17 protein-coding genes are annotated in these 15580 nt (G+C 71.4%); 2 read left to right on the top strand and 15 right to left on the bottom strand.

Going from position 1 to position 15580, the window contains the following annotated elements; translation table 11 throughout:
- Positions 1–126 precede the first annotated feature (126 nt).
- From phnK to phnG, 5 genes are read right to left on the bottom strand one after another with little or no spacing between them, the layout of a single operon-like run.
- Positions 127–912 carry a phosphonate C-P lyase system protein PhnK gene (gene phnK, locus ACK4S2_RS05990; protein WP_409621525.1) on the bottom strand — a complete coding sequence of 262 codons (786 nt, stop codon included), beginning with the start codon at positions 910–912 and terminating at the stop codon, positions 127–129.
- Positions 909–1787, bottom strand: coding sequence for an alpha-D-ribose 1-methylphosphonate 5-phosphate C-P-lyase PhnJ (locus ACK4S2_RS05985; RefSeq protein ID WP_409621522.1), 879 nt, complete (start codon positions 1785–1787; stop codon positions 909–911). Before ACK4S2_RS05985 ends, phnK begins: the two co-directional genes overlap by 4 nt.
- Positions 1784–2872, bottom strand: coding sequence for a carbon-phosphorus lyase complex subunit PhnI (locus ACK4S2_RS05980; protein WP_409621519.1), 1089 nt, complete (start codon positions 2870–2872; stop codon positions 1784–1786). The genes ACK4S2_RS05985 and ACK4S2_RS05980 overlap by 4 nt, the downstream gene beginning before the upstream one ends.
- Positions 2872–3441: a phosphonate C-P lyase system protein PhnH gene (phnH, locus tag ACK4S2_RS05975; RefSeq protein ID WP_409621515.1), complete on the bottom strand. Its 570-nt coding sequence runs from the start codon at positions 3439–3441 to the stop codon at positions 2872–2874. Before phnH ends, ACK4S2_RS05980 begins: the two co-directional genes overlap by 1 nt.
- Positions 3438–3881, bottom strand: a complete 444-nt coding sequence (gene phnG, locus ACK4S2_RS05970; RefSeq protein ID WP_409621512.1) for a phosphonate C-P lyase system protein PhnG — start codon at positions 3879–3881, stop codon at positions 3438–3440. Before phnG ends, phnH begins: the two co-directional genes overlap by 4 nt.
- Positions 3882–3998: 117 nt before the next feature.
- On the opposite strand from phnG, the gene phnF reads away from it, so the two are divergent.
- Both phnF and ACK4S2_RS05960 read left to right on the top strand, forming a co-directional pair.
- Positions 3999–4709 (top strand): phosphonate metabolism transcriptional regulator PhnF, encoded by a 711-nt coding sequence (phnF, locus tag ACK4S2_RS05965; protein WP_409621509.1) that lies wholly within the window; start codon positions 3999–4001, stop codon positions 4707–4709.
- A 61-nt stretch (positions 4710–4770) separates the two neighbouring features.
- Positions 4771–5946, top strand: a complete 1176-nt coding sequence (locus ACK4S2_RS05960) for an alpha-D-ribose 1-methylphosphonate 5-triphosphate diphosphatase (protein WP_409621506.1) — start codon at positions 4771–4773, stop codon at positions 5944–5946.
- A gap of 971 nt (positions 5947–6917) precedes the next feature.
- Here the strand turns inward: ACK4S2_RS05960 and ACK4S2_RS05955 are convergent.
- The 10 genes from ACK4S2_RS05955 to ACK4S2_RS05910 all read right to left on the bottom strand — a co-directional run bounded on the left by ACK4S2_RS05955 (position 6918) and on the right by ACK4S2_RS05910 (position 15549).
- The gene (locus ACK4S2_RS05955; RefSeq protein ID WP_409621503.1) at positions 6918–7535 is read right to left on the bottom strand and encodes a chloramphenicol acetyltransferase; all 618 of its coding nucleotides are present in this window, start codon (positions 7533–7535) and stop codon (positions 6918–6920) included.
- Between the two features lie 4 nt (positions 7536–7539).
- Positions 7540–8859 carry a phosphonate ABC transporter, permease protein PhnE gene (phnE, locus tag ACK4S2_RS05950; protein WP_409621500.1) on the bottom strand — a complete coding sequence of 440 codons (1320 nt, stop codon included), beginning with the start codon at positions 8857–8859 and terminating at the stop codon, positions 7540–7542.
- 3 nt (positions 8860–8862) lie between these two features.
- Complete coding sequence (gene phnE / locus ACK4S2_RS05945) at positions 8863–9741, bottom strand: phosphonate ABC transporter, permease protein PhnE (RefSeq protein WP_409621497.1); 879 nt, start codon at positions 9739–9741, stop codon at positions 8863–8865.
- Positions 9742–9802: 61 nt separating this feature from the next.
- The gene (gene phnD, locus ACK4S2_RS05940; protein WP_409621494.1) at positions 9803–10699 is read right to left on the bottom strand and encodes a phosphonate ABC transporter substrate-binding protein; all 897 of its coding nucleotides are present in this window, start codon (positions 10697–10699) and stop codon (positions 9803–9805) included.
- A gap of 43 nt (positions 10700–10742) precedes the next feature.
- Positions 10743–11561, bottom strand: coding sequence for a phosphonate ABC transporter ATP-binding protein (phnC, locus tag ACK4S2_RS05935; RefSeq protein WP_409621491.1), 819 nt, complete (start codon positions 11559–11561; stop codon positions 10743–10745).
- Complete coding sequence (locus ACK4S2_RS05930) at positions 11540–12034, bottom strand: hypothetical protein (protein WP_409621488.1); 495 nt, start codon at positions 12032–12034, stop codon at positions 11540–11542. The genes phnC and ACK4S2_RS05930 overlap by 22 nt, the downstream gene beginning before the upstream one ends.
- 322 nt (positions 12035–12356) lie before the next feature.
- Complete coding sequence (locus ACK4S2_RS05925; protein WP_409621485.1) at positions 12357–13043, bottom strand: glycosyltransferase; 687 nt, start codon at positions 13041–13043, stop codon at positions 12357–12359.
- Complete coding sequence (locus tag ACK4S2_RS05920; RefSeq protein ID WP_409621482.1) at positions 13040–13597, bottom strand: DedA family protein; 558 nt, start codon at positions 13595–13597, stop codon at positions 13040–13042. Before ACK4S2_RS05920 ends, ACK4S2_RS05925 begins: the two co-directional genes overlap by 4 nt.
- Before the next feature lie 3 nt (positions 13598–13600).
- The gene (locus tag ACK4S2_RS05915; protein ID WP_409621479.1) at positions 13601–14737 is read right to left on the bottom strand and encodes a ceramide glucosyltransferase; all 1137 of its coding nucleotides are present in this window, start codon (positions 14735–14737) and stop codon (positions 13601–13603) included.
- The gene (locus tag ACK4S2_RS05910; protein WP_409621476.1) at positions 14734–15549 is read right to left on the bottom strand and encodes a UDP-2,3-diacylglucosamine diphosphatase; all 816 of its coding nucleotides are present in this window, start codon (positions 15547–15549) and stop codon (positions 14734–14736) included. Before ACK4S2_RS05910 ends, ACK4S2_RS05915 begins: the two co-directional genes overlap by 4 nt.
- Positions 15550–15580 lie beyond the last annotated feature (31 nt).

Below are 15580 nucleotides of genomic sequence, written 5' to 3'. Positions count from 1 at the left end.
CCCCCCCCCCCCCCCCCCCCCCCCCCCCCCCCCCCCCCCCCCCCCCCCCCCCCCCCCCCCCCCCCCCCCCCCCCCCCCCCCCCCCCCCCCCCCCCCCCCCCCCCCCCCCCCCCCCCCCGCAACGGGTCAGACCTGCAAGACCGACGACACCAGCAGCTGCGTATAGGCATGCTGCGGGTCGTCCAGCACCTGGTCGGTCAGGCCCTGTTCCACCACTTGCCCGCCCTTCATCACCATCAGCCGGTGCGCCAGCAACCGCACCACCGCCAGGTCGTGCGTGACGATCACCACCGAAAGCCCCAGGTCGCGCACCAGCCCGCGCAACAGGTCCAGCAACCGCGCCTGCACGCTGACGTCGAGGCCCCCCGTCGGCTCGTCCATGAACACCAGCCGCGGCCCGGTCACCAGGTTGCGCGCAATCTGCAACCGTTGCTGCATGCCGCCCGAAAAGGCGCGCGGCCGGTCGTCGATGCGGTCGGCGGCGATTTCCACCCGGCCCAGCCAGTCCAGCGCCCTGGCGCGGATGTCGCCGTAATGCCGCGCGCCCACGGCCATCAGCCGCTCGCCCACGTTGCCGCCGGCGCTGACGCCCATGCGCAGCCCGTCGCGCGGGTTCTGGTGCACATAGGCCCAGTCGGTGCGCGCCAGCCGGCGCCGTTCGGTTTCGCTCATGGCCAGCACGTCGCGCCCGTCGAACACCACGCGGCCTTCGTCGGGCTGCTGGTGCCCCGCAAGGCACGACAGCAGCGTGGACTTGCCCGAGCCGCTTTCGCCCACGATCCCCAGCACCTCGCCCGGGTAGAGGTCGAACGACACATCGGCACAGCCGATCCGCGCGCCATAGCGCCGGGTCAACCTCTCGACCCGCAACAGCGGGGCATCCGCGGCCGCGATCCTCTGAACCAGGCTCATGCCCGCCCCTCCGCCTCGGGCGCCCAGAGCCGCCCCTTGTGCCCTGCCGCGCGCCGCCCGGCGCAGAAATCGGTGTCGGAACAGACGTGCATCCGCCCGCCCGCATCGTCGGTGATGACCTCGTCCAGATAGCTGTCCCGCGCACCGCACAGGTCGCAGTCGTGCGGGGCCTTGGAGGCGGTAAAGGGATGGTCGTCGAAATCCAGGCTCTCGACCTTGCAATAGGGCGGCAGCGCGTGGATGCGCTGCTCGCGCCCGGCGCCGAACAGCTGGATCGCCGGGTTGCCCGCCAGCTTGGGGTTGTCGAACTTCGGGATCGGCGAAGGGTCCATCACATAGCGCCCCTCCACCTTGACCGGATAGGCATAGGACGTGGCGATCTGCCCGTGCCGGGCGATATCCTCGTAGAGCTTCACATGCATGAGCCCGTATTCCTCCAGCTCGTGCATCTTGCGCGTTTCGGTCTCGCGCGGTTCCAGAAAGCGCAAGGGCTCCGGGATCGGCACCTGATAGACCAGGATCTGCCCTTCGCGCAGCGGCGTTTCCGGGATGCGGTGGCGGGTCTGGATGATGGTCGCCTCGGCCGTGGCCTCGGTCGTCGCCACGCCGGCCGTGCGCCGAAAGAACTTGCGGATACTGACCGCGTTGGTGGTGTCGTCCGCCCCCTGGTCGATCACCTTCAGCCGGTCCTCGGGCACGAGGCAGGCCGCCGTCACCTGCACGCCGCCGGTGCCCCAGCCATAGGGCATGGGCATTTCGCGGCTGGCAAAGGGCACCTGATAGCCGGGCACAGCGATGCCCTTCAGGATGGCGCGGCGGATCATCCGCTTGGTCTGTTCGTCCAGATAGGCAAAGTTGTAGGCCTGGTCGGTCATTCCGCCGCCTCCTGCATGGCCTGCGCCTCGCGCCGCAACCGGCGCACCAGTTCCAGCTCGGCCTGGAAATCCACGTAATGCGGCAGCTTGATGTGCTCCAGAAACCCGGTGGCCTGGATGTTGTCGCAATGCGACAGCACGAATTCCTCGTCCTGCGCCGGGGCCCCGGTGAACTCCTCGCCCAGCTCCTGCCAGCGCAAGGCGCGGTCCACCAGGCTCATGGCAATCGCCTTGCGTTCCGACTGGCCGAACACCAGCCCGTAGCCGCGGGTGAACTGCGGCGGTTCGCTGCGGCTGCCCTTGAACTGGTTGACCGTTTCGCATTCGGTCAGCTCGACCTCGCCGATTTCCACGGCAAGGCCCAGCTCGGGGATATCCACCTCCACCGCGACGCGGCCGATGCGCAATTCGCCGACAAAGGCATGAGTGCGCCCGTAGCCGCGCTGCGTGGAATAGGCGAGGCTCAGGATGAACCCCTCGTCGCCGCGCGCGATGGCCTGCAGGCGCAAGGCGCGGCTTGCCGGCAGTTCCAGCGGCTCGCGCGTCAGGTCGGGCGGGGGGGCGTCGTTGCGCGGGGCCGGCTCGATCAGGCCGTCGCGGTTCAGAAAGCCGGTCACATGCGGCACCCGGTCCGGGGCGGCGCCCGGGGCCGGCGCCAGCGGGGCGGGGGCCTCGCCTTCGGCCAGCAAGGCAAAGTCCAGCAGCCGGTGGGTATAGTCGAAGGTCGGCCCCAGCACCTGCCCGCCGGGCAAGTCCTTGAACGTGGCCGAAATCCGCCGGTCCACCGCCATCGCCGCGGTATCCACCGGGTTCGACCCGCCCAGCCGCGGCAATGTGGTGCGATAGGCGCGGATCAGGAACACCGCCTCGATCAGGTCGCCCCGCGCCTGCTTGATGGCCAGCGCCGCAAGCTCGGGGTCGTAAAGCGACCCCTCGGCCATCACCCGGTTCACCGCCAGCCGCATCTGTTCGCGGATCTGCGCGACCGTCAGCTCGGGCACCGCAGGGTCGCCGCGGCGTTCCTCGGCCAGCCAGGCGTGGGCATTGTCGATGGCGCGTTCGCCGCCCTTTACCGCCACATACATCAGATCGCCTCCACCCGGGTCGAACGCGGCAGCCCGGCCAGCCGGTCGCCGCAGGTCAGGATCGTGTCGAAGCCCAGCGGGAACAGCGCCCGGTTGGCCCGGAACGCCGCCGTTTCGGGCAGGCTCAGCCGCGCTTCGGTGGCAATGCCGGGGCCGGTCAGCCGGGCGCCGGCCGGTTCCAGCGCCGGCACCTCGGCGATCAGCGTGGCCGAGCGGTCGGGATAATCGGGGCGCCCGATGCGGAACCGGCCGGCGGGGCTCAGGTCGGCCCAGGTGCCCACCGCGAAATCGGCTTCCTCGGCCGCGCACAGCGGGGCGCCGATGTGAAAGGCCACCCAGGCCCGCACCGCCGGGCAATCGGCGGCACCGGCCAGGTGCAGGGGCGTCGTGCCGTCGGCCAGCGTCAGCAGCACCACGCCGGCGGCCACCGACAAGGGCGGCGGCGGCAGGGCGCCGCCGACCCGGTGCAGCGTGCCGGGCCGGGCCAGCGCCTCCAGAATGGCGCGAAAGGCATGGGCCGATTGCACCGGCGCATCGGCGAAACCGCCGGTCAGGACATCGCCGGTCATTGGTCCTCTCCGCGCACGAGGGTAAAGAAATCGACCTTGGTCGCCGCAGCCTTGCCGGCCCGGGCGGCGCGGACGGCTGCCGCCTCGGCCGCCAGCACATCCAGCACCTGCGCCCGGATCGCTGGCGCGGCAGCCGTCTGCATCAGGGCATCGGCCAGCGCGGCACGGGTGGCATGGCGCTTGTCGCGCCCTTGCACCCAGGCGTGGCCGACGATGCCGCAGGCCAGCCGCACCGAACAGCGTGTCACCGTCATTTCGCCCAGGTTGAAGGGGGCGCCGGTGCCGCCGGCGCGGCCGCGCACCATCACCGCGCCGGTTTCGGGCGCGCGCAAGGGGGTATGGGCCGGCGGCTCTGGCATCAGCGCCGCCAGCCGTTCGGGCGGCGCCTTGGCCAGCAGGGCCATCCAGCCCTTGCGGGCCTCCGGGTCGGCTTGGGTCATGCGATCCTCGACATCTTGCGGGGTTGTCGGCTTTAATATACAACTATACAAGTCATACCGGCCACCCCGCCCCGGCTCAAGCCCGGAGTTGTGAATTTTTGATGACAGGATAATCCCTTGCCCCGCGCTGCACTCTGGACCGCCATTGCCGAGACCCTGCGCGGCGAAATCGCCCAGGGCCTTTACCCCCCCGGTGCCCGCCTGCCGACCGAGGCGGCGCTTTCCGCCCGCTTCGGGGTGAACCGGCACACGGTCCGGCACGCGCTGGCCGCTCTGGCGCAGGACGGCACGGTTCATGCCCGGCGGGGGGCAGGGGTGTTCGTCACCGCCCGGCCCACGGATTACCCGCTGGGGCAGCGGGTGCGTTTCCATCAGAACGTGACGGCTTCGGGCCGCACGCCCTCGCGCCGCATCACCCGGCTGGAAACCCGGCCCGCCTCTGTCAAGGAGGCGACCGGCCTGCGTCTGCCCCCGGATGCGGCCGTGCATGTGGTCGAGGGGGTGTCGCTGGCCGACGGGCAGCCGCTGGCCGCGTTCCGGTCGGTGTTCCCGGCGGCGCGGTTTCCGGGCCTGCCGGCGGCGATGGCGGGGCAGTCGTCGGTGACCGCGGCGCTGGCCGCTTGCGGGCTGCACGACTACACCCGCGCCGAAACCCGGCTGACCGCCAAGCTGGCGTCGCCGGTGCTGGCGCTGGCCTTGCAGGTGCAGCCGGGGGCGCCGGTGCTGCGGTCGGTGGCGGTGAACGTGGATGCCGAAGGGGCGCCGGTGGAATACGGCACCACCTGGTTCGCCGGCGACCGTGTCACCCTGACGGTGGGTGCGGGCTGACGCGCCGTCACGCGCGCGTCACGAAACCGCGGTATGCGGCGGGTCTGTCCGAGGAAATGCCATGCCCCACCTGTCCCCCCTGCGCCTGACCGGCGCGCGCGTGCTGACCTGCGGTCAGCTGGTCGAAACCCCGCTGACCCTGGCCGATGGCGTCGTGGCCGACGGGCCTGCGCGCGAGATCGACCTGTCGGGCTACCTGGTGCTGCCCGGCATCGTGGACCTGCACGGCGACGGGTTCGAGCGCCACCTGGCCCCGCGCCCCACCGCCCCCTTCGACAAGCGCCGCGCCCTTGCCTCGGCGGCGGCCGAGCTGGCGGTGAACGGGGTCACCACCGCCTGGTTCGCCCAAAGCTGGAGCTGGGAAGGCGGCCACCGATCCGGCGCCGCCACCCGCGACCTGCTGGCAGCTCTCGACGCGGTGCGCAGCAGCCTGCTGCCCGATGTGCGGGTCCAGATCCGGCTGGAAACCCACGTCACCGCCGACCACCCCGAGGTGCTGGCCACGGTGGCGCGGCACGGGGTGGACTACGTGGTCTTCAACAACCACCTGCCCGAGGCGCTGGACATGGCGCGCAGCGCCCCGGTCCGCTTTGCCCAGTGGGCGGCGCAAAGCGGCCGCTCGGCCGAGGAGATGCTGGCCGTCGTCCATGCCGCCGAGGCCGTAGGCCCGGCGGTGCCGGCGGCACTGGCCCGGATCGCCGCCTTGCTGGCGGCCTGCGGGGTGCGGCTCGGCTCGCACGACGACAACAGCGGCGAAACCCGCGCCTTCTTCCGCCGGATCGGGGCGCCGATCTGCGAATTTCCCACCAACGAGGTGGCGGCGATGGCGGCCCGGTCGGCGCGCGAGCCGGTGCTGATGGGGGCGCCCAACGTGGTGCGCGGCGGCAGCCAGTCGGGCAACATCGCGGCGCAGACCCTGATCGCGGCGGGCCTGTGCGACGTGCTGGTGTCCGACTATTACTACCCCGCCCTCCGCCAGGCCGCCTGGACGCTGGTCGATGCCGGGCTGGCCGACCTGCCCGCCGCCTGGGCGATGATCTCGACCCGCCCGGCCGAGGTCGCAGGGCTTGCGGATCGCGGGCGCCTGATGCCAGGGCAACGCGCCGACCTGGTGGTGATGAACCCCACGACCCGCGAAGTCGAGATGACCCTGTGCGCCGGTCGGGTCGCCCACCTGTCGGGCGAGATGGCGCGCCGGATGATGGGGGGCGGCGCGCTGCAGGCTGCGGCCGAATAGGCCGAACCCGCGCCCCGACCTGCTGCCCGTCCCTTGAAGGGACACAACGAGACCTTATTGAAATCAACAAGTTGCGCGATCGTTTTCACGCTTTGTTAACGCTTGACCGCCCCGCAACTCTTGCCGCCCCCGGCTTGGCCCCCCCGACCAAGGCCGCGCGGCCGGGCCTGGGTCATGGCCGCGCGGCGTCGCGTGGCTCCTGCAATATGTCGGAGGGCAGGGAACAGCGTGTCGCTGCGATCTGGTCCGGCGGCCAGCGGAAGCGACATGGCGATGCCGAACGAGGCGGCGGCGCCCCGCCTGGCCGGGGCGCCGCCGGATTGCGCGCTGGCTCGTCCCGCGGCGCTGCCCGGCAAGCCCCCCGCCTGCGCGCCGCGCTGGCCGATTTTTCGCGCGCTGGGGGCCGAGGCGTTTCCCGGCCGTCACGGCGGCGGTGCAGGGGCTCTGCCCCTCTGGGCCCGTGCCGGGCCCATTCACCCCGGGATATTTCGGTCAAGGTGAAAGGCAGACTGCGCGCCGGGGGGGTGCGCCTGCCGAAAGGGGCGGAATCGCACCGGACAAGCCGGCGCCGGCAGGCCCGTTCGGTCCGTCGCTGCATCCTTCGAGGGAAAGCGTGCAAGCGCCGCCGCCCTTTCGCCGGGTCATCTGGCCCGGGGCGGGCATCCGCACCTTCGGGCCGGGCGAGCTTGCGACATCGCACCGAGGCCACAGGACCGCCGCCCCCCCCGGCCCATTTCAACGCCCCCCGATTTCCGGCCCCCGGCCGCTCAGGCCCGGTTCGGCGGCCACCAGGCTTCGGCCCTGGCCCGTCCCCGCGCGCCCGCTGCGTGCCACTGGCAAGGCTCCCCTGCGCGCGGCCTGCCTTTCACCTTGACCCAAATATCCCGGGGTGAATGGGCCCGGCACGGGCCCAGAGGGGCAGAGCCCCTGCACTGCCGCCGCCGCGGCCCGGCGGCGGCGCGGGAAGGGGCTCAGCCGCCGTGACGGTCGAGGAAAGCCTCGGCCCCCAGCGCGCGAAAATCGGCCAGCGCGGCGCGCAGGCGGTCGTGCGGCCAATCCCACCAGGCCAGGGCCAGCAGGCGCGCGGCGGTGCGGGTATCGAAACGCGACCGAAGCGGTACCGCAGGGCAGCCGGCCACGATGGCAAAGGGCGCCACATCCCGCGTCACCACCGCGCCGGCGGCCACGATGGCCCCGATGCCCACGGTCACCTCGGGCTTGACGATGGCGCCGTGGCCGATCCAGCAATCGGCACCCAGCACGGTGCGCCGCGCGGCGCGGGCGGCGAAGAAGGCGGCATCGTCCTCGACATCGTCCCAGTAATAGCTGGAACGATACAGGAAATGGTGCTGCGCGGCATTGGCATAGGGGTGGTCGGTCGGGCCGATCCGCGTCAGCGCGGCGATATTGGCGAACTTGCCGACGCTGGTGTTGGCAATGTCGGCCAGCCGGTCGCAATAGGCGTAGTCGCCGAAGTCGCTGTTGGCGATGCGCGACCCTTCGCCCACCTCGCACCAGGCACCGAAGGTGGAATTGGTGATGGCGCAGCCGGGGTGGATCAGCGGCCGGTCGGCAGACAGTTTCGGCATGGGATCATTCGCCCTTGATGAGCTTGCGCCGCAGCCAGCCCGACAGGCTGTCCATCGCCATGACCATCAGCACGATGAGGGTCATGTAATAGGCCACCTCCTCCCAATCCTTCTGGGTCTGGATGGCCTGGGTCAGCATCAGGCCGATGCCGCCGCCGACGATGGCGCCGATCACCGTGGCGCTGCGGGTGTTGGATTCCAGGTAATACAGCACCTGGGACAACAGAACGGGTGTGACCTGCGGGATCACGCCGAAGCGCGCGCGCTGCAGGGCGTTCGCGCCGGTGGAGCGCACGCCTTCGACCTGCTTTTCGTCGATGTTTTCCAGCGCCTCGGAAAACATCTTGCCGAAGGATCCGGTGTCGGTGACCAGCATGGCCAGCGCGCCGGTCATCGGGCCGGGGCCGAAGGCGCGGCTGAGGATGATGGTCCAGATCAGCCCGTCGACCCCGCGGATGAAGTCGAACACCCGCCGCAAGGCAAAGCGCAGCGGCCCGAGCGGGTTGAAGTTGCGCGCGGCCAGAAACCCCAGCGGCAGCGCCACCATCGCCGCGCCCATCGTGCCCAGAAACGCCATCAGCACGGTTTCGAAGATGGCCCAGGCCACATCGCCGTGGCGCCACATCGCGTTGGTCCAGAAATCCTGCACCATGCCGGCGATGTTGCTGCGCGCCGGGTCCAGCCTTTCGCCCCACAGGGCAAGGCCGGCGAGTTCCAGCGGGCCGCGGCCCCAGTAGGGGCTTTCGACGGTGAAGAAGAACTGTTCCCACCCCGCGAAGTAGCGGAAGGTTTCGACCTTGGAGCGGGTGTAGGTGAACCGCCCGGCCGGCGTGGTGACGGCAACGCGGGTGTCCGACGCGTTGATCCAGGCCGGCAGCGGCAGCGGCGCGTCGAGCGCAAGGCCCGAGTCGCCCGGGCGAACGGCGATGGTGCCGTAGCCCGGCACGTCATAGCGCGCGCCCTGGTCGTCGTAGGTGACGATGTGGCCATTGCCGAGGTCGATGGTGGTGCGCGTGCCGTCGGTGGCGATCCAGGCAGGGTATTTTTCCGGCGGGAACAGGCCCTTGCCTTCGCCTTCGTAGGCGACCGACAGCGCGCCCGAGCGGTTGTCGCGGGTGACGTGGATCTTGTGGCTGACGAAATCCGACAGCAGAATCCGCGCATTGTCGAGCCGCGCGCGCGCCGCAAGGCCCGCCACGTCGAAGGCGACGAAGGCATAGGCCAGGTAGGCAAGGATCGCGGCCGGCACGGCAAAGGCCAGCAGGCGCTTGCGGGCAAAGCCGGCGGTGACGCGGGCGGTCAGAACGGGGTCGATGGTGGCCAAGGCTCAGTGCCCCCTGACAAGACGGTTGCGGAAGTGGTCGGACAGCCGGTCGATGGCGAAGATGGCCAGGAACAGCAGGGCGAAGATGGCCACCACCTCGTCATAGCGGCCCTGACCCCATTGCATGGCGATCTTGAGGTCGTGGCCGATGCCGCCTTCGCCGACGAAGCCGAGGATGGCCGAGGCGCGCACGTTGATTTCGAAGCGCAGCAGGGCGTAGCTGATCCAGTTCGGCGCCACCTGCGGGATCACGCCCAGCCACATGCGCTGAAACCAGGTGGCCCCGACGGAGTGCAGCCCCTCGACCGGCTTGAGGTCGGCGTTTTCGGCCACCTCGGAAAACAGCTTGCCCAGCGCCCCGCCGGTGTGCAGCGCGATGGCGATGACCGCGGGCACCGGGCCGCCGCCAAGAATGTAGATCAGCACCAGCGCGATGACGATTTCGGGAATGGCGCGCAGCCCGTCCATGCTGCGGCGGAACAGCGGGATCGCCCGCGGCCAGCGCGCGAGGCCGCGCGTGGACAACAGCGCCAGCGCCATTGCCGCAAGGCCCCCCAGCAGGGTGGACACGGCCGCGATGTTGATCGTTTCGATCAGGGCGGGGACATGGTCCAGAAACAGGCCGGGCAGGTTGGCGCGTTTCGCCCAGGCCTCGGTCAGCACTTCGGCAGGAAAGTCGAACACGCGGGGGGCGCCGTTCCAGAGCCCGCCGGCGTTGCGGCTTTCGGCCAGCAGGAAGCCCGAGGCCATCAGCGCCACGAAGATCGCCAGCAGCAACCCGCCATACATGCGCTTGCGGCGCACCATCTCCAGATAGGCGGCGCGGGTATCGGTGGCGTCGGGGCGCGGGCCCCGTTCCGGCCCGAAGGCGATATCGACCATGAGAACCCCCGGAATGCAATTGCCGGGCCCCTTGCAGGGCCCGGCAGACGGTGATGAAAGCTTACGAGCCCTGCTGCAGCTTGCGCGCGGCGATCACGCCCAGGTAGTCTTCGTGCGTGATCGGCACGAAGTCCTTCGCCTCGCCGGCGGCGACGTTGTAGGCGCACTTCGGGTCGGTTTCCCACATGGTGTCGAGCAGCGCGACGACCTTGGCCTTGGTATCGGCGGGCAGCGCGCGGCGCAGCACCATCGGGCCTTCGGGGATCAGCTTCGAGCGCCAGATCTCCACGAGGTCGTTCATGTCCACGAGGCCCGAGTCGGAGGCCTTGCGGAAGGCGCCCGAGGTGAAGCCGTCTTCCCAGTTGCCCAGGCCGTCGGCCCAGGTCACGCCGGCGTCGAAATCGCCCTTGGCCACGCCGACGATGGTCTGTTCATGCCCGCCCGACATCTTGACCTGGCCGAAGAAGGCATCGAGCTTGCCATACTTTTCGGTCAGTTCCGCACCGGGGATCAGGTAGCCCGAGGCCGAGTTCGGGTCGGCGAAGGCAAAGACCTTGCCCTTGGCGTCGTCCATCGAGGTGATGCCGCTGTCCTTGCGCGCGAAACCGATGGAGTAGTAGCCGGTAGAGCCGTCCACGTTCTGCTTGGTCAGCACCACGTCCACCGCCTCGGGGTCGGTCAGCCAGACCTTGGCATAGGCCGACGGCCCGAGCCAGGCGAAATCCAGCGTGCCGCCCAGCAGGCCCTGGATGACGCCGTCGTAATCGGCGGGGGTGAACAGCTTGACCGGCACGCCCAGTTCGGCCTCGACCTTGGCGCGGAAGCATTCGGTGTTGGTCATGCGGTCCTGGGCGTTTTCGCCGCCGAGGATGCCGATGTTGAAGCCGGTGATGGATTGCGCCTGCGCGGCGCCGGCCAGCGCGGTAGAGGCGGCAAGAGCAAGGAGAAGGTGTTTCATGGCAGTCTCCGGGGTTGAGGGGGGAGCAGGGGGAAAGCAGGCGTCAGGCCAGCATCCGCGCGGCGTATTCGGCGTCGGCCCGGGTGTCGGCCGGAATGGCGGTGGAGGTGGCAGCCTCGTTGAAGCTGTCGTCGGCGCCGTAGATGTCGCGCGCCACACCGGTGGACAGCTGGTCGGGCGTGCCGTCGAACACGATGCGGCCGTCGCGCATGCCGATCACGCGGTCGCAGTAGCGGCGCGCGGTATCGAGCGTGTGCAGGTTGGCGATGACCATGCGCCCGTCTTCGGTGTTGATGCGCTTGAGGGTATCCATGACGATCTGGGCGTTCATCGGGTCGAGGCTGGCGATGGGCTCGTCGGCCAGGATGATCTTCGGATCCTGCATCAGCGCGCGGGCGATGGCGACGCGCTGTTGCTGGCCGCCCGACAGCGCCTCGGCCCTTTTGGGCGCCTGTTCGGCGATGCCGAGCCGGTCGAGGATTTCCAGCGCGCGCAGGATGTCGGCGCGCGGCCAGAGGTTGAACAGCGTCTGCAGCGTGGAGCGCCGGTTCAGGATGCCGTGCAGCACGTTCGAGGCCACGTCCATGCGCGGCACAAGGTTGAACTGCTGAAAGATCATCGCGCATTGCGATTGCCAGGCGCGCGCCTCGGCGCCCTTGAGCGCCAGGATGTCGCGGCCATCGACCAGGATTTCGCCCGAGGTGGCGGCGGTCAGCCGGTTCATCATGCGCAGGAAGGTGGATTTGCCTGCCCCCGAGCGCCCGATGATGCCGACGAAGGCCGGGCCATCGACGGCAAAGCTGATCCGGTCCACCGCGGCCTTCGGGCCGAAGGTCCGGGTCACGTTCCTGACTTGCAGCATCTCACCGTCCTTGCTGTCTGCGACCGCTGCCGGATACCGGCGATGCGTGACGGGTCTGCTGCGGTTCGATGAACTTTGCGTGACGCGGGCTGTGCCGGCACCCGGGCCGTCGGCCCGGTTTCCACGATGCGCCCGGCCTGCATGACCGCGACGGGGTGGCCGACCCGTTCGGCCACGGCAAGGTGGAGGCCGATGAGCCGGAACGACACCCCGTCGCGGGCCGGAAGGTCGGCTGCAAGGTCGCCTGCGCGGCGCGCCGGTGCGGTCGCGCGGTCGCGCACGGTCAGGTCGCCGGCCTTTTCGGCGCGGTCGAAGTTGGCCAGCCGGTCGCGCCTGCGCACCTGACAGGGCGAGACATCGGCCCGCACCCTGCGGCTGTGCGTGAACCGCAGGCCGTAGAGGCTGCGCGAAAGGATGTTGCGGCCCGGCTCGTCGGTGCCTGGCCAGTGGCCGGGGCGGGCGAAAGCGGGCAAGCAGGCTTTGCGCGGTGGGGTCGTGCGGCGCGATCGGCACGGCAAGCTGCGGCTGCGGCTGGGCCCGGGCAATTCGATGCCCGGCATCGCCATTGCCGGGCGGATACTGGCGCAGCATTCTGGCCTGTCGATCGGGGTGGTGACCGGCGTGCACCAGCAGATCCTGTCGGCGGTGCTGCGGCGCGAGGTCGGGGCGGTGCCGCCCGACGTGCCGGCCGATGCGCGGTTCCGACGCGCCGGGCCGGTGCCGGAACCGCGGCTGACTGCCCGCACCCGCGATGCCGTCTGCGAGGCCGTGACAGCGGGCAGCGGGGCGGGGGGGTCAGGCCCCGGCGCGGGCGGCCATGCGGCGCATGGCGCGCATCTGCGCAACCGCCCGGCGCAGGCCGACGGTGCGCCCGATGTCGCGCAACATGCCGAAATCGCCGGCCAGCCCGGCGGCCAGCCCGTGCTTGGCGGCCTTGGCCGGGCTTTGCACCGGCAGGCGCACCACGGCAAGGCGCAGGTCGGCGGCGATCCACAGGTCGTTGAGCCAGACCTCCAGCCCGAAGCGGCGCAAGGCGGCCATCTGCGCCAGGTGCGGCGCCAGCAAGGCGCGCGGCATCACCCTTTCGCCCGAGATGTAGTCGAGCCCCAGCGCCTGCCAGGCCCGCGGCGCGTTGGCGCGCAGGCTGAGCGCGGCATCGGCCCGGCCCGTCAGCACCGGGTCGAGCAGCCGCGTCAGATCGGCCGCGGTCAGCCCGACCAGGTCGGCATCGAGCAGCAGCACCAGGTCGCCCCGCGCCGCCGCCAGCCCGCGCGCCACGGCGGCCGATTTGCCGCCGTTCTGCGGTTGGCGCAGCACCCGGGCGCCTTGTGCCGCGGCAATGGCGGCGGTGGCGTCGGTCGAGGCATCGTCCACCACGATCACCTCGGCCAGGGCGGGGTGGGCAAGGGCGGCGTCCAGCACGGCGCCGATGCGCGCCGCCTCGTTCCAGGCCGGGATGATGCAGGAGACGGGCGCGGTCATCGCCGGCCCCGCCGCTGCTGCCATGCCCAGGCCGCGGTGCCGAGGCCGGCGGCGCCGAGCACCAGCGCGGCCGGCCAGTTCGCCGCCAGCGCCTGCCCGAAGCCGTAGCCCGCCGCCACCAGCACCGCCACCTTGGGAATGGCGGCCAGCGTGCTGGCCAGCGCGAACAACCTCGCCGGCACCCGCGCCGCCCCGGCCGCCAGGATCACGGCAAAGCCCAGCACATGCGTGAGCTTGCCCAGCACCAGAAGCCGCCAGGCCTGCGCCTGCATCAGGTCGCGCAGGCCGCCGCTGCGGTCCAGCACGGCGTTGACGCGGCGGCCGGCCAGGCGCCGCGTCAGCCCCGGCGACAGCCGGCCGATGGCGTAAAGCACCCCGTCGCCGGCCAGGTCGCCGGCCAGCGCCACCGCGAACACCGCCGCCGGGTCCAAAAGGCCGCGCGCCGCCATTGCCGCGGCCACGAGGGTGGCGACCGGCCCTTCGATCAGGGTCAGCAGCAGCAGCACCCACAGCCCGTGGCGCTGGATCAGCACGGCGATTTCGGCATCGGCCATCGGTCAGCCGGGCAGCTTTTGCAGCGCGCCGGGCGCCATCGCGTTGCCGCGCCAGGCAAAGCCGCGGCTGCGCAGCGTGGCCAGCCAGATCGGCAGCAGCAAGGCATCGCGCAAGGGCAGCAGCGCCAGGTCGCGTGCCCGCGACACCCAGCCCATGCGCCAGGCCAGCGCCGATTCGGCGCCATACCACGCCAGCCCCAGCGCCAGCGCCGCCCCCGGCCCCCCGGCCAGCAGCGCCGCGGCCAGGGGCAGCGCACCGCCGTTCAGCGGCTCCAGCGCGAACAGGGCCGGAAAGCCCTCGCGCCGCACGCGCGACCAGCGGACCTGCCGCTGCCAGACCTGGGCCGCGCTGCGCCGCCCGATGGGCTGGGCGAACAGCACCCGCGGCAGCGCCACCCGAAGGCCGGCGCGGCGCACGATCCGGGTGGCGGCCACATCTTCGGCCAGGCGGGCGCCCAAGGTCGGCAGGCCGCCGGCGGCGGTCAGAAAGGCGCGGTCCCACAGCATGGTCTTGCCTTGCGCAAAGCCGAAGCCCAGCGCATCGGCCGCCAGTTGCAGCCGCGCCTGGTTGGAGTTGAGAAAGGCGCATTCCATCGCGCCCCAGAACCCTTCGCCCAGGGTGCCGACCGGCGGGGCCGACACCAGCCCCACGCCGGGGCCGCGCGCGGCCAGCAGGTGCCACAGGTAATCGGGCGGCAGCAGCAGGTTGCTGTCGGCCATGACCACAAGGTCGCCTTGCGCCGCCTCCCAGCCCTTGGCCAGGTTGTTGAGCTTGGGGTTGGCGGTGATGCGGTCGTCGCCCACCAGCAGGCGGGCGCGCACGCCGGGGTGGGCGGCGATCAGGTCGTGCAGCAGCGGCACCGCGGGGTCGGCCGGGTCGGCCACGCAGAACAGCACCTCGAAGCGCGGATAGTCGAGCCCGAAGCTGGAGCCAAGGGTGGCGCGGTCGGCCGGGTCGCGCCCGCAGACCGGGCGCAGCAGCGTGACGAAGGGCGCATCCGCCGGGCGCGGCGGCGGCGGCGTGCGCCGCCCGGCCACCAGGGCGCAGCTGCCCAGGTGCAAGGCCAGCATCAGCACGGCGAAACCAAGCAGCAGCAGCGGCCAGAGGTCGGAGGGCAGGGCGGAGGGCAGGTCGGTCATGGGCGTGTGCCTTGGGCTGTGGCCAGGGCGCGGGCGGGGGCGGGGGCCGCCCCGTGCGCCACCAGCGCAAGGGTGCCGCCGTGATCCTCGATCAGGGCGGTGCAACTGTCGGTCCAGTCGCCGCAGTTGGCGTAGCGCAGGCCGTGGTCGTCGTGCAGCGCGGCGATGTGGAAATGCCCGCAGATCACGCCGTGGCACCCTGCCGCACGGGCCAGTTGCACCAGCCGGCGTTCGTGGCGCCGGCCGCGATACATCAGGCCGTTGAGCGCGCAGATCGCCAGTTCCATCGGGCCGCGCGCCTCGGGGCCGAAGCGCAGGCGCATCCGCCGCAGGCCGCGGTCGAGCAGGCGCAGGAAGCTGTCGGTGCGGCTTCCCAGCCGGGTCCAGACGTGAAAGCGCAACAGCCGTGCATCGCAGACATCGCCGTGCAGCACCAGATAGCGCTGCCCGTCGGCGGCGTGATGGACGAAATCGTGCCGCACCGCCGCCGCAAGCCCGGCCACCGCCGGATGCGCCTTGCCGCGGTCGGTCAGCAAGGCGCGGTCGTGGTTGCCCACCAGCAGCACCACCTGCCGCCCGGCCGCGGCGCGGTCGCGCAACAGGCCGACGATGCGATCGTGCGCATCGGACCAGTGGGTGAACATCGGATCCCACAGGTCGAAGGTGTCGCCCACAAGGCAGATGGTGTCGGCATCGTGCCGGCGCAGGAAATCGAGAATGGCTTCGGCCCGACAGCCCGGCGCGCCCAGGTGCAGGTCCGACAGGAACAGGCTGCGCAGGCGGCGCACCGGCGGGATCGTGCAAGGTTCCATGCCCTGGGGCTCCGGCGTGGGGGCGACGTGG

The organism is Gemmobacter sp. (assembly GCF_046292685.1).
Taxonomy (GTDB): domain Bacteria; phylum Pseudomonadota; class Alphaproteobacteria; order Rhodobacterales; family Rhodobacteraceae; genus Wagnerdoeblera.
Note: the sequence above shows the minus strand (reverse complement) of the source record. Positions and strands in the feature narration are given on the sequence as shown.